The sequence below is a fragment of the Bradyrhizobium huanghuaihaiense genome (assembly GCF_007830635.1).
Taxonomy (GTDB): domain Bacteria; phylum Pseudomonadota; class Alphaproteobacteria; order Rhizobiales; family Xanthobacteraceae; genus Bradyrhizobium; species Bradyrhizobium huanghuaihaiense.
Genome location: NZ_VLLA01000002.1, coordinates 43,566 through 62,097 on the forward strand (window position 1 = coordinate 43,566; position 18,532 = coordinate 62,097).

Below are 18,532 nucleotides of genomic sequence, written 5' to 3' on the forward strand. Positions count from 1 at the left end.
GGATCTCGTCATGCAGGTCACACGCGATTTCTCTCACTATGTTCGCGACGCCGGCGCGGGCCTCCGGCATATCGACCTCGCGGTCGAGGGTGTTCACTGCGCCGGCTGCATGGCCAAGATCGAGCGCGGGCTTTCGGCCATTCCTGACGTCACGCTGGCGCGCGTGAACCTGACCGACCGCCGTGTCGCACTGGAATGGAAGGCGGGCACGCTCGACCCCGGCCGCTTCATCGACCGGCTCGAAGAGCTCGGCTACAGGGCCTATCCGTTCGAGACCGAGAGTGCGGAAGCCGCCGAGGTCGCCGAATCCGGCTTCCTGCTGCGCTGCCTCGGGGTCGCCGCGTTCGCCACCATGAACGTAATGATGCTGTCGATCCCGGTATGGTCGGGCAACGTCTCGGACATGCTGCCGGAGCAGCGCGACTTCTTCCACTGGCTGTCGGCGCTGATCGCGCTGCCGGCGGCGGCCTATGCCGGCCAGCCGTTCTTCCGGTCGGCCTGGCGCGCGCTGTCGGCGAAGACCACCAACATGGATGTGCCGATCTCGATCGGCGTGATCCTGGCGCTCGGCATGTCCGTGGTCGAAACCATTCACCACGCCGAGCATGCCTATTTCGACGCGGCGATCATGCTGCTGACCTTCCTGCTGGTCGGCCGCTTCCTCGACCAGAACATGCGGCGGCGGACCCGCGCGGTGGCCGGCAATCTCGCCGCGCTGAAGGCGGAGACCGCGGCCAAGTTCGTCGGGCCCGACGAGATCTCGCAGGTGCCGGTGGCGGCGATCCATCCCGGCGATATCGTGCTGCTGCGACCCGGCGAGCGCTGCGCGGTCGACGGCACCGTGATCGAGGGCCGTTCCGAGATCGACCAGAGCCTGATCACCGGCGAGACGCTCTATGTCACGGCCGCGCAGGGCACGCCGGTCTATGCGGGATCGATGAACATCTCCGGCACGCTGCGGGTGCGGGTCTCGGCGGCCTCCGAGGCGACGCTGCTCGCCGAGATCACGCGGCTATTGGATAACGCGCTGCAGGCGCGCTCGCGCTACATGCGGCTCGCCGACCGCGCCTCGCGGCTCTATGCGCCGGTGGTGCATGCCACAGCACTGCTGACCATTCTCGGCTGGGTCATCGCGGGTGCGTCCTGGCATGATGCGATCGTGACCGGCGTCGCCGTGCTGATCATCACCTGTCCCTGCGCGCTCGGGCTCGCGATCCCGACCGTGCAGACGGTGGCCTCGGGCGCGATGTTCAGGGCGGGTGTGCTGCTCAATGCGGGCGATGCGATCGAGCGGCTGGCGGAAGCCGACCATGTCATCTTCGACAAGACCGGCACGCTGACGCTGCCCGATCTCGAAGTGATGAATGCGGCCGATATCCCTGCCGACATCTTCGAGCTCGCCGGGCGCCTGGCGCTGTCGAGTCATCATCCGGTGGCCGCCGCGGTGGCGCAGGCGGCCGGTGCCAGATCGCCCATCGTCGGTGCGGTCGAGGAAGCCGGGCAGGGCGTGCGTGCGGTGATCGACGATGCCGAGATCCGTCTTGGGCGGCCGTCCTTTTGCGGAGCCGAGGGCCTCGTCGGCCTGACCGACGACCTCGATCCCGAAGCGTCCATCGTCGCGTTCAGCAAGGGGACCGCAAAATTCATCCTCTCGGTGCGCCAGGGCCTGCGTCCGGACGCGCAGGCCGTGATCGCGGCGCTGAAAGCGCGTGGCATCGGCATGGAGATCCTCTCCGGCGATCGCGAGCCGGCCGTGACGGCGGCGGCGCACGCGCTGTCCATTCCCGAATGGGGCGCCGGCGTCACGCCGGCCGACAAGATCGCGCGGATCGAGGAGCTCAAGCGGCGCGGAGTAAAGGTGCTGATGGTCGGCGACGGCATGAACGATGCGCCCTCGTTGGCGGCAGCCCATGTCTCGATGTCGCCGATCTCGGCCGCCCATCTCAGCCAGGCCACCGCCGATCTCGTCTTCCTCGGCCGGCCGCTGGCCCCCGTGGTCGCCGCCATCGACGCCTCGCGCAAGGCGCTGCATCTGATGCGGCAGAACCTCTGGCTTGCGATCGGCTATAATGTGCTTGCCGTGCCGGTTGCGATCAGCGGCGTCGTGACGCCCCTGATTGCGGCGGCCGCCATGAGCGGATCGTCGATCCTGGTGATGCTGAACTCGCTGCGCGCCCGCAGCGCCGAGCGGGAGATTGTGTGATGGAGATCCTGGTCATCCTGGTACCGCTGGCCTTGATGCTCGGAGGCGCCGGTCTCGTCGCCTTCCTCTGGTCGCTCCGAAGCGGCCAGTACGACGATCTCGACGGCGCTGCCTGGCGCGCCATCGCCGACGACGAGCCGCCGCAGGAAGCCCCGGTCAAGCGCTAGGCTTCAGGGCGAAGGTGAGCAGGGCCGCCAATGCGAGGGCGGCGCCGACGCCGGCGACGCAGGCGTGCCAACCGAATGCGTCGAACAATCGCCCGAGCACGGCCGTGCCGACCAGCCCGCCGCAGAAGTAGCAGGCAAGATAGGTCCCGCTGGCGATGCCGCGGTTGTCGGTTGCCGCATGTCCGACGAAGCCGGTCGCGGCGGCCTGCGCGAAGAACGTGCCGACGCCGACCAGAACCATGCCGGCGAGGACTTCGCCGAGATGCGGCGCCAACATCAAGGGCAGGCCGAGCCCGGCGACCGCGAGCGATAACCAGATCGTGGCGCGCGTTCCCAGCCGCGCGGCAACCTTGCCGGCCAGAAGCGTCGTGACGACCGACGGCAGGAAGACGAAATAGACGAGGCCCAGATCCATCATGCCGAGCGACAGCGGAGGCTGCACCAGCACGAAATTGACGAATGTGAAGGTGCCGATGAAGGCGAACAGGATGCAGAAGCCGATGCCGAAGGCCGCGCGCAGGTGCGGATTGCGCCAATGCGCAATGGTGGCGGCGAGCGGCGAAGCCGTCGGCATGATCGCCTGCATCGGCTGCACGCGTCGAATCGTGAAATACACCAGCACCGCGCCGGCCAGATTGAGCGCCGCAAAGAAGTAGAAATTCCAGGCGAGGCCGAGGCCGTCGGCGACCGCCGCCGAGATCAGCCGGCCGACAAGGTTGCTGGCGACATTGCCGGTGATGTAGGCGGCAAAGGCGCCGCCGGCGTCCGTGGCGCTGCATTGCTCGCCGAGATAAGCGAGGGTAAGCGCGAAGGCGGAGGCCATGCAAAGGCCCTGCGCGACCCGCAAGGCGGTGAAGACGGCAAGATTGGGCGCCGACGCCAGCAGGCCGGTTGGGATCGCCAGCAGCGTCAGGCTGAGCAGGATGCCGGTCCGCCGGTTGATGTGCGGGCTGAAGAAGCCGACGACGAGGCTGGCTGTCGCCATGCCGAAGGTGCTGGCATTGACGGCAAAGCCCATCGCCGCCGGTGTGACGCCGTAGTGCCGCGTCAGCGAAGGCAGGATCGCCTGCGTTGCGAAGAGGTCGACGACGGTCAGGAATGCGGTGAGGCCGATCACGAGCGAGCGCAGCACGAGGCCAGGCGAGTGAGCGTCCATCGTCATCGCGGCCGGTTTGATCGACGCGGAAAGATCGGTCATGGCGTGCATCTCCCGAACGGTGGTTGTCATTCCGGGGTGGTGCGCGAGCACCAGACCCGGAATCTCGAGGTTCTCAGGTGCGCAACTGCGCACCGGAGTTCGCTTTGCGCCCCGGAACGACGGCACACTGATGCGCTCGTTACATGTGATGGTCGTTGGGATCCTTGCGGACGTCGCCGACATAGAGGATGACGGTCTCCCTGCCGAGGTTCTTCCACCAATGCGAGGTGCCGTAGACTTCGGGACGGATGTCGCCGGCCTTGTGCACGATCGGATCGACGCAGTTGGAGGCGTATTCCACGATCTCGCCCTGCTGCACGAAGATCAGCGCGGGGCGGTCATCATGGCTGTGCCAGGGCACGATGCCGCCGGGCGCGATGGTCAGCTTGCGGAAGCGCAGCTCGCGGCCCTCGATATGGGCGGGCTGCTTGCCGAGATCGATTGCGCCAAGCGTGACGTCGGTGACGCCGACGGGCTTATAGTCGACCATCTGCTGCGCGTTCGGCTTGATCTTGTCGGCGGGACACTCGCCCGCGAGCGCCGGCTGCGCCGCAAATGTCAGTGCACCGAGAACGGCTGCGCCCGGCCAGACCAGGCGCGACAACATGTGCTGCTTGAACATGGGAAGTCTCCTCTGTTGGCCGCAACCTCGCTGGTCGCCGGCTATGGCAGGAGCTTCGTCGAGACGGCGTCGATATTGAAATGCCGGCTTGCTTTCGATGCGATAGCCCTGCGCTATCTTGATGCGCGGCGGCTATCGAACCGATTGGGCAACGGCATTTCCGCTTCCGGGGGATATGGCGTCCGATGACGGGGCGCCCGATTGGCGGGCGTTCACGTCAATCCGGAGGAGCATCTCATGCCGAAAGTGTCAAAAACCCTGATCTTTTCCGCCGCCTTCGCGGTGATCGCCACATCGGCCTTCTCGGAAGCGGCCTGGGATTTGAAGGCCGGCATGGCCTATGTCTATGGCGGGCCTGGCAAGATGTCGGCGATGGCCATGGCCCCGGCCGAGAAGAACCACGTGTCCATGATGAAGAACGCCAAGAAGGTGCCCGCCAACACCGTCTTCTTCATGGACAACGGCACGCTGTACTCCACCTCGGGACGGCTCGATCCCACCGGCAATTTCTACGTGAATTGAACCGGCCCTCGCGCAACGGCCGCCCCTTGCGGGCGGCCGGACCTGGAACCTAAGATCGCCCTTCTAACGCCGGAGTGGAAGATGACGTCTCTCTCACCAGCCGACGCCGATCGACTGAGGCTCGCCTTCCAGCGCTGCCGCGACATGGAGGGGACGCTGAACGAGCAGCTTCGGGCCTATGCGGATGCGAGCCGTAAGGTGTTTCCGGCCTATGGCGAGGCGGTCGACCGGCTGGTGGCGAGACTGAACGGCAACGGCGGCGGCGAGACCGCGCCGCTCCCTGGCGATGCGATGCCGCCATTCATGCTGCCGGATGAAAGTGGAAGTCTGGTCGCGCTGCCCGCGCTCCTGCAGCAAGGCCCCGTCGCGGTGATGTTCTTCCGCGGACACTGGTGCCCTTATTGCCGGCTCAATGTCCGCGCCGTGGTGCAGGCGCAGGAGCGCATCAAGGCGATGGGCGCACAGGTCGTCGCGATCATGCCGGAGACGCAAGAATACACGAGGCAGGTCAAGGCCGACTCCGGCGCGCCGTTTCCGATTCTCACCGATCTCGACAACGGCTATGCGCTGTCGCTCAATCTCGCGATCTGGCTCGGCACCGAGATCCAGAGCCTGTTGTCCTATCAGGACATGGCGAAATTCCACGGCAATGACGGCTGGATGCTGCCGATCCCCGCGGTGTTCGTCGTCGGCCGTGACGGGATCGTCAGGGCGCGCTTCGTCGATCCGGATTTCCGCAAGCGCATGGAAATCGACGATCTGATCGAAGCGCTGGAGAGCGCGAGCCGGGAGAACTGAGTTTCGGGCCCGGCAGTAGTGCAGCTACCCCGCGATCTCCCGCCAGTCCGCGCCGCGCAGCATCCGCATCACCGCATTGGCGACGGCCGTGCGCTGCCGGCCGGCGACGCCGTAGAGGCTGACGGTGCGGCGTGCGTCGAGCCCGGCGACTGCCGCGCGTTTGACGCTCTCCGGCACCGGCGAGGTGTGGGGCATCATGGCGATGCCGATGTCGGCCTCGACCAGCTCGATCAAATCGCGCTCGCTCGAAATCTCGTGGCCGTGATCGACGTCGATGCCGTGCTCGCGCAGGCTCGCGGAGATACGCCTGGAATGCTCGCAGTAATTCCGGCCGAGCAATTGCTCCGCGCGCAAATCATCCGGCTCGACCGTGTCGTGTCCGGCAAGACGGTGCTTCCTGCTGACGACGAGATCGAAGTCTTCCGTGAACAGCGGCCAGACGTCGAGCCGCTCCCAGGCCTCGTCGATCTCGGCGGCGATTCCGAGCTCGGCTTCGCCTTTCTTGAGGAATTCGCCGACCTCGCGGCTGGTCCCGCGCAGAAAGCGGAATTCCAGCCGGTTGAACTGGCGTCTGATCGCGTTCAGGTGTGGGATGAGCAGTGCCAGGTCGATCGAATGCGTCAGCGCGATGCGCAGCGCGCCGATCTCGCCGCTCCTGAATGAAGAGGCGAGCGAGCGCGCGCCGGTGGCGGCGTCATAGCACTGCTTCAAGAGCGGATGCATGCGCTGGCCGAGCTCGGTCAGTTGCGCGGCCGGTCGTTCGCGGCGGAACAGGTCGCCGCCCAGCTCGGCCTCGAGCTGCTTGATCGCGCGCGTCAGCGACGGCTGCGTCACGTTGCATTCCTCGGCGGCGCGCGTAAAATTCAACAGCTGCGCCACCGCGAGGAAATAGCGAACCTGGTGCATTTCCATGGATCGGCTCCCCAGCTGGATCGGCCGGAATCTAGCCGATCCGGACAGGGAATGACATCCCGGGCTCGATAGCGCCTGCGTATGGTTATGGAAGCCAGCCGGCATTTCCAAAAGGCCCGACAATCGCCGAGAACGGCAGGACGTAACAATGGCCTTACGCCCGACGAATGATAACCATAGGCTCGACAGGAGCGAGACATGAACGGCATGCAGGACAAGGTACAGCGCAAGAGCATGGACCTGCCGGGGCAGGTCGTTCTCGTGCTCCAGGGCGGCGGCGCGCTCGGCTCGTACCAGGCCGGGGTCTACCAGGCCTTGCACGAAGCCGGCATCGAGCCGGACTGGATCATCGGTACTTCGATCGGCGCGATCAATGCGAGCCTCATTGCGGGTAACTCGCCCGAGCACCGGCTCGCGCGCTTGCGGGAGTTCTGGAAGCGGATGGAGCAGCAGCCGGTCTGGGACTGGCGCGCCTCGTTCCCCGGCTTCAACGAGAAGCTGGCCTATTGGTCGACCGTGACCCACGGCATTCCCGGTTTCTTCCGGCCCAATCCGCTGGCGCATGCCGGCGATTCCTATCCGCTGGGTGCCGATCACGCCGGCTTCTATTCGACCACTCCGCTGGAGAAGACGCTGAGCGAGCTGGTCGATTTCGATCTGGCCAATCGCTGCGCGCCGCGCCTGACGGTCGGTGCGGCCCATGTCGGCACCAGCGAGATGCGTTATTTCGACAGCCGTGACGGCGAGCTGACGGTGAAGCATGTGATGGCGTCGGGCGCGCTGCCGCCGGCTTTCCCGGCCGTGCGCATCGACGGCGAGCTCTATTGGGACGGCGGCATTCTTTCGAACACGCCGACGGAGGCGGTGTTCGACGACAATCCGCGCCGGGATTCGCTGATCTTCTCCGTTCATCTGTGGAATCCCGTCGGGCCGGAGCCGACCACGATGGCGGAGGTGCTGAACCGGCACAAGGACGTGCAATATTCCAGCCGCATCGCGAGCCAGATCGTGCGGCAGCAGCAGGCGCATCGCCTGCGCCATGTCATCAACCAGCTCGCGGCGCGGCTGCCCGAGAGCGAGCGCAGCGATCCCGCGGTGAGGGAGCTGACGAGCTACGGCTGTCCGACCCGCATGCATGTGGTGCGGCTGTTGGCGCCGCAGCTCGAGCACGAGACCCATACCAAGGATATCGACTTCAGTCCGTCGGGGATCACGCGGCGCTGGCATGCCGGCTACGCTCACACGCGATCGGTGCTGGCGCGCAGGCCCTGGATCGGCGAGTTCGATCCGCTCGCCGGCGTGGTGCTGCACGAGCATACGGACGAGATGCCGATTGCGGCGGAGTGAGGGCCCTGTCCGTCATTTGATTGGGCGGTGACGATGTCAAGAGCGTGCGGTCTGGGCTATGATCGCGGCGTCTTCGTCGCGAGACTCGCAAGTGGTCGTTGAGAAGGATCTGGAAGCGGCACTCGATCAGGTCCGCGCTGACGCGGCGGGCCCGGTTGCCGGCGTGTTCGGCCCCGCCTCGGTGACCTGGCAAATCGACCGGGAAGCCCTGAACTTCCTCGGCGCCGGTCGCGCACTGCTGCTGCAACTCTCCCATCCCTGGGTCGCCGCCGCGATCGCCGAGCATTCCACAACCTTTGCCGATCCGATCGGTCGCTTCCATCGCACCTTCGACATCGTCTTCGCCATGGTGTTCGGCTCGCTCGACCGCGCCATGCTGTCGTCCCGGCAATTGCACCGGCGCCACGGCATGATCGTCGGCGAGATGCCGGAGACGGTCGGTCCCTTCGCGGCGGGCTCGCGCTACTGCGCCAACGACATTCCATCGCTGCGCTGGGTTCACGCCACACTGGTCGACACCGCGCTGATGGCGCATGATCTCGTTCTGCCACCGCTCTCGGCGGAGGAGCGCGAGCGCTATTGGGCCGAGAGCCGGACGTTCGGTGCGCTGTTCGGGCTGACGGCGGACGACCTGCCGGCGGATTGGTCCGGCTTTGCCGCTTACACCGCGGCGATGGCGCAATCGGACACGCTGACGGTCAGCACCGCGGCACGCGAGATCGCAACGCAGATCTTCACGGGTGCGCGTCCGTGGTTGCGTCCGCCGCGCTGGTATCGCGCGCTCACGGCGAGCATGCTGCCTGAACGTCTGCGCGCGGGTTTTGGTTTTGAGCTCGACGAGGGCGAAGCCAGATCCGCCGACAATGCGCTGCGATGGATCAGGCGCGTCTATCCGAAACTGCCTTACAGGCTGCGCTATGTCGGCCCCTATCAGGAAGCGCAGGCGCGGCTGCGAGGGGAGCTGCAGCCGGATTGGATGACCCGCTGCCTCAACCGCGCCTGGATCGGCCGGTCGCAGATGGACGTGCGTCGCTAGGAATCGTGTCGCGGACAAGCTGCAACGCGTGAGCGTCGCGGCGCAGAGCCGGGACCCAGAGACCACAAGTTCCTGTACAGCGTGGGCCCCGGCTCAGCAGCGCACCACGTCGCAAGGGCGACGCGCTGCGCCGCGTCCGGGGCACGAGACGGGAGCGAGGCGATACTCTCTCCTCCTCGTCATTGCGAGCGTAACGAAGCAATCCAGACTGCCGCCGCGGAAAGACTCTGGATTGCTTCGCTTCGCTCGCAATGACGGAGAACCTAGCAACGCCTCGGCCTCACACCGACGCCAGCTTCCGATACAGCGCGCTGTAGCTGCTGGCCGAGATGCTCCACGAGAACGAGCGTCCCATGGCGCTGCGGCGCATGGTGTCGAGCTGGTCTTGCGCCATGAAGGCCGAGAAGGCGCGGCGGACGCCGCCGAGGAAGGATTCGTGCGAGGGTTTCGAGAACAGGAAGCCGGTCTCGCCGTCGCTGATGGTCTCGGCAAGGCCGCCGGTCTGGTGACCGATCGGCAATGAGCCGAAACGCTGGGCGTACATCTGGCTGAGGCCGCAGGGCTCGAACCGTGACGGCATCAGGGTGAAGTCGCTGCCGGCAAAGATGCGCCGCGCCTGGGCGTCGTTGAAGCCGATCGCGACACCGATGGCATCGGGACGGCGACGATGGGCGTTGATCAGTGCCTGCTCGAGCGCGGGCTCGCCGGAGCCGGTGACCACGATCTGCCCGCCGGCATCGATGATCTCGTCGGCTGCCGCCAGTACGAGGTCGATGCCCTTCTGGTGCACGAGGCGGGCGACGATGCCGAACATCGGTCCGCGCGACACCGCAAGCCCGAACTGCTTGCGCACGTAATCCGCATTGGCCTTCTTGCCGACCCAGTCGCCGGCGCCGAACTGCTGGGCGAGCTGTGCGCAATAGCGCGGGTCCCAGCTCTCGTCGATGCCGTTGAGGATGCCGGTGAGCTCGGCCGCGTCCGAGCGCAGGCGGAGCAGGCCTTCCAGGCCGCAGCCGAATTCGGCCGTGGTGATCTCCCGCGCATAGGTGCCGCTGACGGTGGTGAGGTGCGAAGCGTAGACCAGGCCGGCCTTGAGGAAGGAGACCTGGTCGTAGAACTCGACGCCGTCGATGTGGAAGGAGCTTTCCGGTGCGCCGATCCGCCGCAGCGCCTCCTTCGGGAAGAGGCCCTGATAGGCGAGGTTGTGGATGGTCAGGATCGACGGCAGCCTGGCGCCGCGCCAGGCGAGATAGGCCGGCACCAGCGAGGCCTGCCAGTCGTTGGCATGGACGAGGTCCGCTGCCCAATTCTTGTCCAGCTTGCCCATGGCAAGCTCAGCGGCTGCCGAGGCGAAGCGCGCGAAGCGGATGTCGTTGTCGGGCCAGTCGTGCCCGGACTCATCGCCATAGGGATTGCCGGGCCGGTCATAGAGCTGCGAGCACAACAGCACATAGACCGGCAGGCCGTCCTTGGTCGCGGCACGGCCGAGCGAGCAGGCCGGCATCTCCGCGAACGGCGGGCAGCGGCCGACAATCTGGATATGCGTGAGTTGCTCGATGATGTCGCGATAGCCGGGCAGCATGATCCGGATATCGGCGAAGGGGCGTAGCGCTCGGGGCAGGGCGGCGGAAACGGCTCCAAGCCCGCCGACGCGGACGAAGTCGTCCATCTCTGTCGTGACGAACAAGACCCTCAAGAACTGCTGCCCTCATCCGATCCCGTTTGCTGCTATGCAAGAACGGGTCCAGTTGTCCCGGAAATTCTCAAGCCCGCCGCAAGACGCGTCTGCTCGGTAAAGACTTTCCTACTCAGCCGCCGCCCTCTAGGGTCGCCGCACCAACAAGAGAGAACATCCATGGTTCCTGAGGGGGCCCCAGGGAGACGCGGCACGCATGCAGCTACCAGACAAGCATGAGGGGACGACGACGAAGGCTTTCGCGGGCCTGCGGGTCCTGGATTTTTCGACCACGATCGCCGGTCCCCACTGCGCGCGCATGCTAGCCGACATGGGCGCCGAGGTCATCAAGATCGAGACCGACGGCGGGGAGACGATGCGGACCCGGCCGCCGCTGCGCAAGGGGTGCAGCACCGCGTTCGGCCAGCTCAATGTCGGCAAGAAGAGCCTGGTGCTCGACCTCAAATCCGACGACGGCAGGGACGCCGTCTACCGGCTGGCCGCGACCGCCGACATCCTGGTCGAGAACTTCCGTCCCGGCGTGATGCACCGGCTGCGGCTCGACTATGACAGGCTGCGTGCGGTCAACGAGAGGCTGATCTACTGCTCGATCTCCGGCTATGGCCAGACCGGCCCCTCGGCCGAGCTGCCGGCCTATGCGCCGGTGATCCACGCCGCCTCCGGCTACGACATGGCGCATCTCGCCTATCAGCCCGGCCGTAACAGGCCCGACTATTGCGGCATCTATCACGCCGACGTCGTCACCGGCACCTACGGTTTTGGTGCGATCGCCTCGGCGCTTTATCAGCGCAGCGTGACCGGGCTCGGCCAGCACATCGACGTCTCCATGCTGGAATCGATGCTGACCTTGACCCTGACCGAGTTGCAGAGCTCGCAATTCGCGGTGGCGCCGCCGCCGCGCCCGATGTTCGGACCGACCGAGACGGCAAGCGGCTACGTCATGATCACGGTCGCCAGCGAGAAGACATTCCAGGCCCTGATGGGGGTGATCGGCCGCCCCGAATGGGTCTCCGATCCGCGCTTCGCCACCTACGCCCCGCGCCGCGAGAACTGGGCGGCGTTGATGGACGGCGTCGAGGTCTGGTCGCGGCAGCTCTCGACCGATGCATGCCTGCTCGCGCTTGGTGCTGCCGGCGTCCCGGCCTCGGCCTATCGCACCGTGTCGGATGCGTTGGCCGATCCGCAGCTTGCGCATCGCCAGGCACTCTCCGAGGTGCGGGACGAGGGCGGCTCGTTTAGGGTGCTCAACCTGCCGTTCCGGATGTCGGGGGCCGACACCACGCCGGCCAGGACGGTGTCCGTGCTCGGCGCGCACACGGACGCATTGCGCGACGAGATCGGCCTTGCCGACAAGGCGCCAATTCCGTCAGGCAAAACGGCCGCGACATCTTGAGCAACATGACGCCGCGCATGCGGCGTTTGATCTCTCGTGTGTTCCTCTTGCCGTGGCGAGCATTTGTCGCCAAGCTTGCTTTCCGAGTCATCAACGATCCGAAACATCGGACGAGGGATCCCGGGAGGAACCATGACGAAGATTGCTGCCGCGGCGCGCAAGCACGTGCCGATTTTCCTTGTTGCGGCATTTGCGCTTGTCTCGCCTGCGCAGGCGCAAAAATCGGGCGGCAGCATCACCGTCGGCCAGGAGCTCGACATTCCCGGTTTCGATCCGCTCAAGGTCGGTGTCTACGACACCTCGACCAACACCGCCGCGGCCGCGATCTTCGACACGCTCACCACACTCGATGAAAAAGGCGAGGTCGCGCCGAAGCTCGCGGTGTCATGGACCCATTCCGACGACTACATGATCTGGACCTTCAAGCTGCGCGAGGGCGTGAAATTCCACGACGGCACGCCGTTCAACGCACAGGCCTTCAAGGAGAATTTCGACCGGCAGAAGGATCCCGCCAACAAGTGCCGCTGCGCCTTCTACATCACCAACGTCAAGGAGGTGCTGGCCCCGGACGACTACACCGTCGTCTATAGGCTCACCGATCCTTCCGTGAACCTGCCGGCGGTGATCACCATCCAGAGCCAGAACAACGTCATTCACTCGCCGACCGCCTGGAAGACCAAGGGCGACGACTACAATCGCAATCCCGTCGGCACCGGCCCGTACATCCTGAAATCATGGACCGCCGGCGACCGCATGGTGCTGGAGAAGAATCCCAATTACTGGGACAAGAGCCGTCCCTATCTCGATCGCATCATCCTGAAGCCGCTGCCCGATGCGCAGTCGCGCTTCGCCTCGCTGCAATCGGGTGAGGCCGACATCATCTGGGACGACGAGAACGACGCCGACAACATCATGAAGGCGCAGAAGGACTCCAAGCTCACCGTGCACACCTACAAGGGCTCGGGCGCGCAGGTCTACGCCTTCAACACCAAGGTCGCGCCGTTCGACGACGCCCGCGTGCGCCAGGCGCTGGTGATGGCGATCGACCGCCCGAAGATGTCGCAGGCGATCAGCAACGGCCTGAGCCGGCCCGCGACCAATCCTTATGGCGACGGCTCCTGGGTCAAGTGCAAGGACGACGGCGCGCTGCCGTTCGACGTCGAGAAGGCCAAGGCGCTGATCAAGGATTATGGCAAGCCGGTCGAGTTCAAGATGCTGGTGAGCGCGACACCGCGCGGCCGCATGATCGGCCAGGTGCTGCAGCAGTTCTGGAAGCGCGCCGGCGCCAACATGGAGATCGAGCAGGTCGACCAGGCCACCATTCCCTCGCGCGCCTTCACCCGCCAGTTCCAGCTGACGCCGTGGCGCATCGTCGACCTCGCCGATCCCGATCCGCAGATGTACGCGAATTTCCGCAGCGGCAGCCCGCTGGCGCTCTCCAGCTTCTCAAATCCCGAGCTCGACAAGCTTCTGGACCACGCGCGCGTCACCGCCGATCTCGGCCAGCGCACCGAGGATTACTGCGCCATCAGCCGCCTGATCAACAAGGAGGCGATCTGGTTCTGGACCTTCCAGAACACGTACTACGCTCTATCGAGCGCGAAGCTGAAAGGCTTTCCGAAGATCTACAACGGCGTGATCGACGTCTCGACCACCTGGCTGGAATGAAAACGCGATGCTGAACTTCGTCGTTCGGCGGCTCCTTGCCATCCTGCCGGTGCTGCTTGCCGTTTCGCTGCTCACCTTCCTGATCGCCTCGCTGCTCCCCGGCGATCTCGCCTTCGTCATCCTCGGCGACCAGGCAACGCCGGAGAATGTCGCGGCGCTGCGCCGTGACATGGGGCTCGACCAGCCATTGTGGTGGCGCTACCTGAGCTGGCTCGGTCACGTGCTGCAAGGCGATCTCGGCCGCTCGTTCCGCACCGGGCAGACCGTGCTGCAGGCGGTCGCCGAGCGCATTCCGGTCTCGCTCCAGCTGATGCTGATGGCCGAGTTCATCGGGCTGCTGATCGGCGTTCCCGTCGCGATCGCCTGCGCCGCGCGCGCCGGCGGCGCCTTCGACCGCTTCATGACCGGCAGTGCCTTCGCGATGCTGTCGATGCCGTCCTTCCTAATGGCGATCCTCCTGATCTACCTGTTCGCGGTCGAGCTGCATTGGCTGCCGGCGACCGGCTATGTGCCGTTCACCGAGGAGCCGCTGGCCAATTTGCGCTTCTTCGTGCTGCCGGCGCTCACCCTGGCGCTGGCGGAATGGCCCGGCATCATGCGGGTGCTGCGCTCCGACATGATCGCGACCTTGCAGGAGGACTATATCGCGCTGGCCAAGGCCAAGGGGCTCAAGCCATCACGCATCCTGTTCGTGCATGCGCTCAAGCCTTCGTCGCTGACGCTGGTGACGGTGACGGGCATCAATATCGGCCGCCTGCTCGGCGGCACGCTGATCGTGGAATCGATCTTCGCGCTGCCCGGCATCGGCCGGCTGCTGGTCGGGGCGATCTACACCCGCGACCTCGTCATCCTCCAGGGCGTGGTGCTGCTGGTGGCCTGCGGCTTCGTCATCGTCAATTTCATCGTCGACATGCTCTACGCCGTGCTCGATCCGAGGATCCGCCATGGCCACGCTTGAGCTGTCGATGCAGGACGAGGCCGTATCTGCGCCGGTGCGACGCGGGCGCAAGCTCGGGTTGCTGTTCTGGCTCGCGAGCGGCTGGCTCGCGATCATCCTGACATTGGCGATCCTGGCGCCGGTGCTGCCGCTGCAGAACCCTGTAGACATGGACATGCTGGAGCGCCGCGCCGCGTTTTCGACCGAGCACTGGCTCGGCACCGACGGGCTCGGCCGCGACGAGCTCGCCCGACTGATTTTTGGAGCGCGCGTTTCGCTGACGGTCGGACTGATTGCGCCGATGATTGGCCTCGTGTTCGGCGGCGCGCTCGGCCTGCTCGCGGGCTATTTCCGAGGGCGGTTCGAGACGCTGGTGGTCGGCAGCATGGACGTGCTGCTGGCGTTTCCGCCGCTGATCTTCGCGCTCGCGGTGACCGCCTATCTCGGCCAGTCCATTCCCAATCTCACATTGATCCTCGGCGTGCTCGGCATTCCCGCCTTCATGCGGGTGGCGCGCGCGGCGACACTGACGCTGGCGCGGCGCGAGTTCGTGATCGCAGCCGAGGCGCTGGGTGCGAGCCATGCACGCATCCTCTTGCGCGAGTTGCTACCGAACGTGATCCTGCCGCTGCTGGCCTTCTTCCTGCTCGGCGTCGCCGTCACCATCGTGGTCGAAGGCGCGCTGTCCTTCCTCGGGCTCGGCGTGCCGCCGCCGATGGCGAGCTGGGGCAGCATGATCGGCGAGGGGCGCGAAAGTCTCGACGTCGCGCCACGGCTGGCCTTTCTGCCGGCAGCGGGCCTGTTCCTAACCGTGCTGGCCTTCAACCTCGTCGGCGACACCTTGCGGGCGCTGACCGACCCGCGTCAGGGGGCGCTGTGAGCATGCCGCTCCTGACCATCGAGGACGTCGCAGTCGAGCTGCCGACCCCGCGTGGAAACTTGCGCGCTGTCGATCACGTGGATCTGTCACTGGAGGCGGGGCGCACACTCGGCATCGTCGGCGAGTCCGGCTGCGGCAAGACCATGCTGTCGCGCGCGGTGCTTCAGCTGCTGCCGAGGAAGGCGAAGCTGACGGGACGCGTGATGTTCGACGGCCAGGATCTGGTGCGGCTCGATCGCGAGAGCCTGCGACAGCTGCGCGGGCGCGATCTCGCGGTCGTGTTCCAGGATCCCATGACCTCGCTCAACCCGGTGCTCACCATCGGCACGCAACTGATGGAGACGATCCAGGAGCATCTCGAGCTCGATGCTTCCGCAGCGAAGGCGCGCAGCATCGAGCTGCTGGCCGCCGTCGGCATTCCGGCGCCGGAGCAGCGGCTCGCGCAATATCCGCATCAATGCTCCGGCGGCATGCGCCAGCGCATCGCGATCGCGATCGCGCTGTCCTGCGAGCCGAAGCTCTTGATCGCGGACGAGCCGACCACGGCGCTCGACGTGACCATCCAGGCGCAGATCCTCGATCTGCTCGCGCGCGAGCAGCAGCGCCGTCACATGGCGATGATCATCATCACCCACGATCTCGGCGTCGTCGCCGGCCGCGCCGACGAGGTCGCGGTGATGTATGCGGGCAGGGTGGTGGAGCGCGCGCCGACGCCAGCATTGTTCAAACGCATGCACATGCCCTACACCGAGGCGCTGCTGGCGGCGATCCCGAAGCTGGAGATCACGCCGCACACGCCGCTGCCTGCGATATCCGGTCGTCCACCCGATCCGACGCGGCCGCTGCAGGGCTGCTCTTTCGCGCCGCGCTGCCGCTATGCCACCGGCCACTGTCGCGAAGCCAAGCCCGGGCTGAAGGGCGCGGAGAGGCCCGATCATCTCTACGCCTGCTTCCATCCGATCCGGATGGCCGAGGGGATCGGCGCATGATGCAGCTGGCCGTGCGCAACGAGGCGCTTCTCAACGTCGACAATCTCGTCGTCGAGTATGGCCTCGGCAACAAGACGGTTCATGCCGTTTCCGGCGTCAGCCTCCAGGTCGCGCGCGGCGAGACGCTGGGGCTGGTCGGCGAATCCGGCTGCGGCAAGCGCTCGGGCGCGCGGTGCTGCAATTGCGCCGCGCCAAATCGGGCCGCGTGCTGTTCGACGGCGAGGATCTCACGGCAATGGAGGGCGAGGCGCTGCGCAGGATGCGGCGCCGCGTGCAGCTGATCTTCCAGGATCCGATCGCCTCGCTCAATCCGCGCCGGCGCATCGGCGACATCGTCGCCGAACCGCTGATCATCGCCGGCGTCAAGAATGCTGCGGAGCGCAAGCGTAGGGTTCACGAGGTGCTCGCGGCGGTCGGGCTCGATCCTGATCTCGTCGTGGGCCGCCTGCCGCACGAATTCTCCGGCGGCCAGTGCCAGCGCATCTGCATCGCGCGGTCGCTGGTGCTCAACCCCGAGTTCATCGTCTGCGACGAGCCGGTCTCGGCGCTCGACGTCTCCATCCGCGCACAGATCCTCAACCTGCTGGAGGAGATGAAGGCGCGCTTTGGCCTGACGCTGCTGTTCATCGCGCATGACCTCGCGGTGGTCAAAGCCGTCAGCGACCGCGTCGCAGTGATGTATCTCGGTCGGCTCTGCGAGGTCGGGCCCTCGGAGCAATTGTTCGCACGGCCTGCGCATCCCTACACCAGCCTGTTGCTGCAGGCGATCCCGGTGCCCGATCCGGATGTGCGTCCCGCCGAGAGTGTGGCGACCGGCGAGCCGCCATCGCCGATTGCACCGCCGTCAGGCTGCCGCTTCCGCACCCGCTGCCCACGCGCCGATCAGCGATGCAGCGCGGAGATACCGGAGTTGCGCGAGGTCGCCCCCGGCCAGTTCGCCGCTTGCCACCATCCGCTGGCCTGAACTAAGACCGGTTTGTCTCGTCTCGCCGGCCATGGCATGGTGAGGCCGAGAACGACAAGCATGCCGGGAGGATTCCAATGAAGAGTTTCAAGGTTGCCGATTTCAAGGCGCCGCTGCAGGAGTTCGACGAGGCGACGCCGCAGCCCTCGGGCACGCAGGTGCTGATCAAGGTGAAGGCCGCCGGCGTCTGCCACAGCGACCTCCACATCTGGGAAGGCGGCTACGATCTCGGCCACGGCCGCAAGCCGCTATCGCTGAAGGACCGCGGCATCAACCTGCCGCTGACCATGGGCCACGAGACCGTCGGCGAAGTCCTGGCCTTCGGCCCGGACGTGAAGCCGACCGACCAGGGCGATCTCAAGCTGGGTGATGTCGGCCTCGTCTATCCCTGGATCGGCTGCGGCAAGTGCGCGACGTGTCTCGGCGGTGACGAGAACATGTGTCTGACGCCGCGCTCGCTCGGCGTCTATTGCGACGGCGGCTATTCCGATCACATGCTGGTGCCGCATCCGCGCTATCTGCTCAATCTGAAGGGCCTCGATCCCGCGACAACCGCACCCTATGCCTGCTCGGGCGTCACCACCTACAGCGCGCTGAAGAAGGTCGAGCAGCATTTCGACACGCCGATCGTGATGTTCGGTGCCGGCGGCCTCGGCCTGATGGCGCTGTCGCTGCTCAAGGCGATGGGCGGCAAGGGCGCGATCATGGTCGACATCGACGCCAGGAAGCGCGAAGCGGCCGAGAAGGCCGGCGCGCTCTCCACCGTCGATCCCAAGGCGCCGGATGCGCTGGAGCAGCTTGCGAAGAAGGCGGGCGGGCCGATCCGCGCCGTGATCGACCTCGTCGGCAACTCTGCCACGACGCAGCTCGGCTTCGACTGCCTGACCAAGGGCGGCAAGCTCATCATCGTCGGCCTGTTCGGCGGCGGCGCGACCTGGGCGCTGCCGCTGATCCCGATCAAGGCGGTGACGATCCAGGGCAGCTATGTCGGCAACCTGCGCGAAACGCAGGAGCTGCTCGACCTCGTGCGGGCGAAGAACGTGGCGCCGATCCCGGTGACAAAGGCCCCGCTCAGCAAGGCCAACGACGCGCTGGTGCAATTGCAACAGGGCGCGGTGGTCGGCCGCACGGTGCTGACGCCGTAGTTTCTCTTTACGTCGTTCCGGGGCGATGCGAAGCATCGAACCCGGAACCTCGAGA

General features: G+C 66.1%; 17 protein-coding genes and 1 pseudogene. 14 read left to right on the forward strand and 4 right to left on the reverse strand.

From position 1 onward, the window contains the following. Window positions 1–10: 10 nt before the first annotated feature. A complete protein-coding gene (locus IQ16_RS04225) occupies window positions 11–2,203 on the forward strand; it encodes a cation-translocating P-type ATPase (RefSeq protein WP_018648249.1) in 2,193 nt (730 codons plus the stop codon). After that, entirely contained in the window at window positions 2,203–2,370 is a 168-nt protein-coding gene (ccoS, locus tag IQ16_RS04230; RefSeq protein ID WP_008138466.1) for a cbb3-type cytochrome oxidase assembly protein CcoS, read from the forward strand. The genes IQ16_RS04225 and ccoS overlap by 1 nt, the downstream gene beginning before the upstream one ends. Here the strand turns inward: ccoS and IQ16_RS04235 are convergent. Beyond that, complete coding sequence (locus IQ16_RS04235) at window positions 2,360–3,568, reverse strand: MFS transporter (protein ID WP_145831284.1); 1,209 nt, start codon at window positions 3,566–3,568, stop codon at window positions 2,360–2,362. The two genes, ccoS and IQ16_RS04235, sit on opposite strands and share 11 nt — an antisense overlap. Before the next feature lie 139 nt (window positions 3,569–3,707). After that, a complete protein-coding gene (locus IQ16_RS04240) occupies window positions 3,708–4,190 on the reverse strand; it encodes a cupin domain-containing protein (RefSeq protein ID WP_018648247.1) in 483 nt (160 codons plus the stop codon). Between the two features lie 15 nt (window positions 4,191–4,205). Here IQ16_RS04240 and IQ16_RS45020 point away from each other — a divergent pair, with 15 nt between their 5' ends. The 3 genes from IQ16_RS45020 to IQ16_RS04250 all read left to right on the forward strand — a co-directional run bounded on the left by IQ16_RS45020 (window position 4,206) and on the right by IQ16_RS04250 (window position 5,510). After that, window positions 4,206–4,379: a hypothetical protein gene (locus IQ16_RS45020; RefSeq protein ID WP_158646912.1), complete on the forward strand. Its 174-nt coding sequence runs from the start codon at window positions 4,206–4,208 to the stop codon at window positions 4,377–4,379. Between the two features lie 48 nt (window positions 4,380–4,427). Beyond that, the gene (locus IQ16_RS04245) at window positions 4,428–4,712 is read left to right on the forward strand and encodes a hypothetical protein (RefSeq protein ID WP_026312856.1); all 285 of its coding nucleotides are present in this window, start codon (window positions 4,428–4,430) and stop codon (window positions 4,710–4,712) included. A gap of 81 nt (window positions 4,713–4,793) precedes the next feature. Then, the gene (locus IQ16_RS04250; protein WP_018648245.1) at window positions 4,794–5,510 is read left to right on the forward strand and encodes a peroxiredoxin-like family protein; all 717 of its coding nucleotides are present in this window, start codon (window positions 4,794–4,796) and stop codon (window positions 5,508–5,510) included. Window positions 5,511–5,534: 24 nt separating this feature from the next. Here IQ16_RS04250 and IQ16_RS04255 read toward each other — a convergent pair whose 3' ends face one another. Beyond that, window positions 5,535–6,422 (reverse strand): LysR family transcriptional regulator, encoded by an 888-nt coding sequence (locus IQ16_RS04255; protein WP_026312855.1) that lies wholly within the window; start codon window positions 6,420–6,422, stop codon window positions 5,535–5,537. A 198-nt stretch (window positions 6,423–6,620) separates the two neighbouring features. On the opposite strand from IQ16_RS04255, the gene IQ16_RS04260 reads away from it, so the two are divergent. Further along, window positions 6,621–7,769, forward strand: coding sequence for a patatin-like phospholipase family protein (locus tag IQ16_RS04260; protein WP_018648243.1), 1,149 nt, complete (start codon window positions 6,621–6,623; stop codon window positions 7,767–7,769). 91 nt (window positions 7,770–7,860) lie between these two features. After that, complete coding sequence (locus tag IQ16_RS04265; protein ID WP_018648242.1) at window positions 7,861–8,805, forward strand: oxygenase MpaB family protein; 945 nt, start codon at window positions 7,861–7,863, stop codon at window positions 8,803–8,805. A 280-nt stretch (window positions 8,806–9,085) separates the two neighbouring features. Here IQ16_RS04265 and glgA read toward each other — a convergent pair whose 3' ends face one another. Then, window positions 9,086–10,501 carry a glycogen synthase GlgA gene (glgA, locus tag IQ16_RS04270; protein WP_018648241.1) on the reverse strand — a complete coding sequence of 472 codons (1,416 nt, stop codon included), beginning with the start codon at window positions 10,499–10,501 and terminating at the stop codon, window positions 9,086–9,088. A 196-nt stretch (window positions 10,502–10,697) separates the two neighbouring features. Between glgA and IQ16_RS04275 the strand changes: the two genes are divergently transcribed. The 7 genes and pseudogenes from IQ16_RS04275 (at window position 10,698) to IQ16_RS04305 (ending at window position 18,477) form a co-directional block, all read left to right on the forward strand. Further along, the gene (locus IQ16_RS04275) at window positions 10,698–11,894 is read left to right on the forward strand and encodes a CaiB/BaiF CoA transferase family protein (protein ID WP_018648240.1); all 1,197 of its coding nucleotides are present in this window, start codon (window positions 10,698–10,700) and stop codon (window positions 11,892–11,894) included. Between the two features lie 132 nt (window positions 11,895–12,026). Further along, entirely contained in the window at window positions 12,027–13,562 is a 1,536-nt protein-coding gene (locus IQ16_RS04280) for an ABC transporter substrate-binding protein (RefSeq protein WP_018648239.1), read from the forward strand. A gap of 7 nt (window positions 13,563–13,569) precedes the next feature. Continuing rightward, the gene (locus IQ16_RS04285; protein WP_018648238.1) at window positions 13,570–14,520 is read left to right on the forward strand and encodes an ABC transporter permease; all 951 of its coding nucleotides are present in this window, start codon (window positions 13,570–13,572) and stop codon (window positions 14,518–14,520) included. After that, window positions 14,507–15,379: an ABC transporter permease gene (locus IQ16_RS04290; RefSeq protein ID WP_018648237.1), complete on the forward strand. Its 873-nt coding sequence runs from the start codon at window positions 14,507–14,509 to the stop codon at window positions 15,377–15,379. The genes IQ16_RS04285 and IQ16_RS04290 overlap by 14 nt, the downstream gene beginning before the upstream one ends. Continuing rightward, window positions 15,376–16,368: an ABC transporter ATP-binding protein gene (locus tag IQ16_RS04295; RefSeq protein ID WP_018648236.1), complete on the forward strand. Its 993-nt coding sequence runs from the start codon at window positions 15,376–15,378 to the stop codon at window positions 16,366–16,368. The genes IQ16_RS04290 and IQ16_RS04295 overlap by 4 nt, the downstream gene beginning before the upstream one ends. After that, window positions 16,365–17,332: pseudogene (locus IQ16_RS04300) on the forward strand (ABC transporter ATP-binding protein). The gene IQ16_RS04295 and the pseudogene IQ16_RS04300 overlap by 4 nt, the downstream one beginning before the upstream one ends. A 77-nt stretch (window positions 17,333–17,409) precedes the next feature. Continuing rightward, complete coding sequence (locus tag IQ16_RS04305; RefSeq protein WP_018648235.1) at window positions 17,410–18,477, forward strand: alcohol dehydrogenase; 1,068 nt, start codon at window positions 17,410–17,412, stop codon at window positions 18,475–18,477. The last annotated feature ends 55 nt before the right edge of the window (window positions 18,478–18,532 follow it).

What these genes read in the sequence shown, in the direction of transcription:
- IQ16_RS04225 (WP_018648249.1), top strand. Translation starts at nt 11, where the DNA reads ATGCAGGTCACACGCGATTTCTCTCACTATGTTCGCGACGCCGGCGCG.
- IQ16_RS04250 (WP_018648245.1), top strand. Translation starts at nt 4,794, where the DNA reads ATGACGTCTCTCTCACCAGCCGACGCCGATCGACTGAGGCTCGCCTTC.
- IQ16_RS04245 (WP_026312856.1), top strand. Translation starts at nt 4,428, where the DNA reads ATGCCGAAAGTGTCAAAAACCCTGATCTTTTCCGCCGCCTTCGCGGTG.
- IQ16_RS04290 (WP_018648237.1), top strand. Translation starts at nt 14,507, where the DNA reads ATGGCCACGCTTGAGCTGTCGATGCAGGACGAGGCCGTATCTGCGCCG.
- IQ16_RS04280 (WP_018648239.1), top strand. Translation starts at nt 12,027, where the DNA reads ATGACGAAGATTGCTGCCGCGGCGCGCAAGCACGTGCCGATTTTCCTT.
- IQ16_RS04275 (WP_018648240.1), top strand. Translation starts at nt 10,698, where the DNA reads ATGCAGCTACCAGACAAGCATGAGGGGACGACGACGAAGGCTTTCGCG.
- IQ16_RS04235 (WP_145831284.1), bottom strand. Translation starts at nt 3,568, where the DNA reads ATGACCGATCTTTCCGCGTCGATCAAACCGGCCGCGATGACGATGGAC.
- IQ16_RS04285 (WP_018648238.1), top strand. Translation starts at nt 13,570, where the DNA reads ATGCTGAACTTCGTCGTTCGGCGGCTCCTTGCCATCCTGCCGGTGCTG.
- IQ16_RS04305 (WP_018648235.1), top strand. Translation starts at nt 17,410, where the DNA reads ATGAAGAGTTTCAAGGTTGCCGATTTCAAGGCGCCGCTGCAGGAGTTC.
- IQ16_RS04240 (WP_018648247.1), bottom strand. Translation starts at nt 4,190, where the DNA reads ATGTTCAAGCAGCACATGTTGTCGCGCCTGGTCTGGCCGGGCGCAGCC.
- IQ16_RS04260 (WP_018648243.1), top strand. Translation starts at nt 6,621, where the DNA reads ATGAACGGCATGCAGGACAAGGTACAGCGCAAGAGCATGGACCTGCCG.
- IQ16_RS04255 (WP_026312855.1), bottom strand. Translation starts at nt 6,422, where the DNA reads ATGGAAATGCACCAGGTTCGCTATTTCCTCGCGGTGGCGCAGCTGTTG.
- ccoS (WP_008138466.1), top strand. Translation starts at nt 2,203, where the DNA reads ATGGAGATCCTGGTCATCCTGGTACCGCTGGCCTTGATGCTCGGAGGC.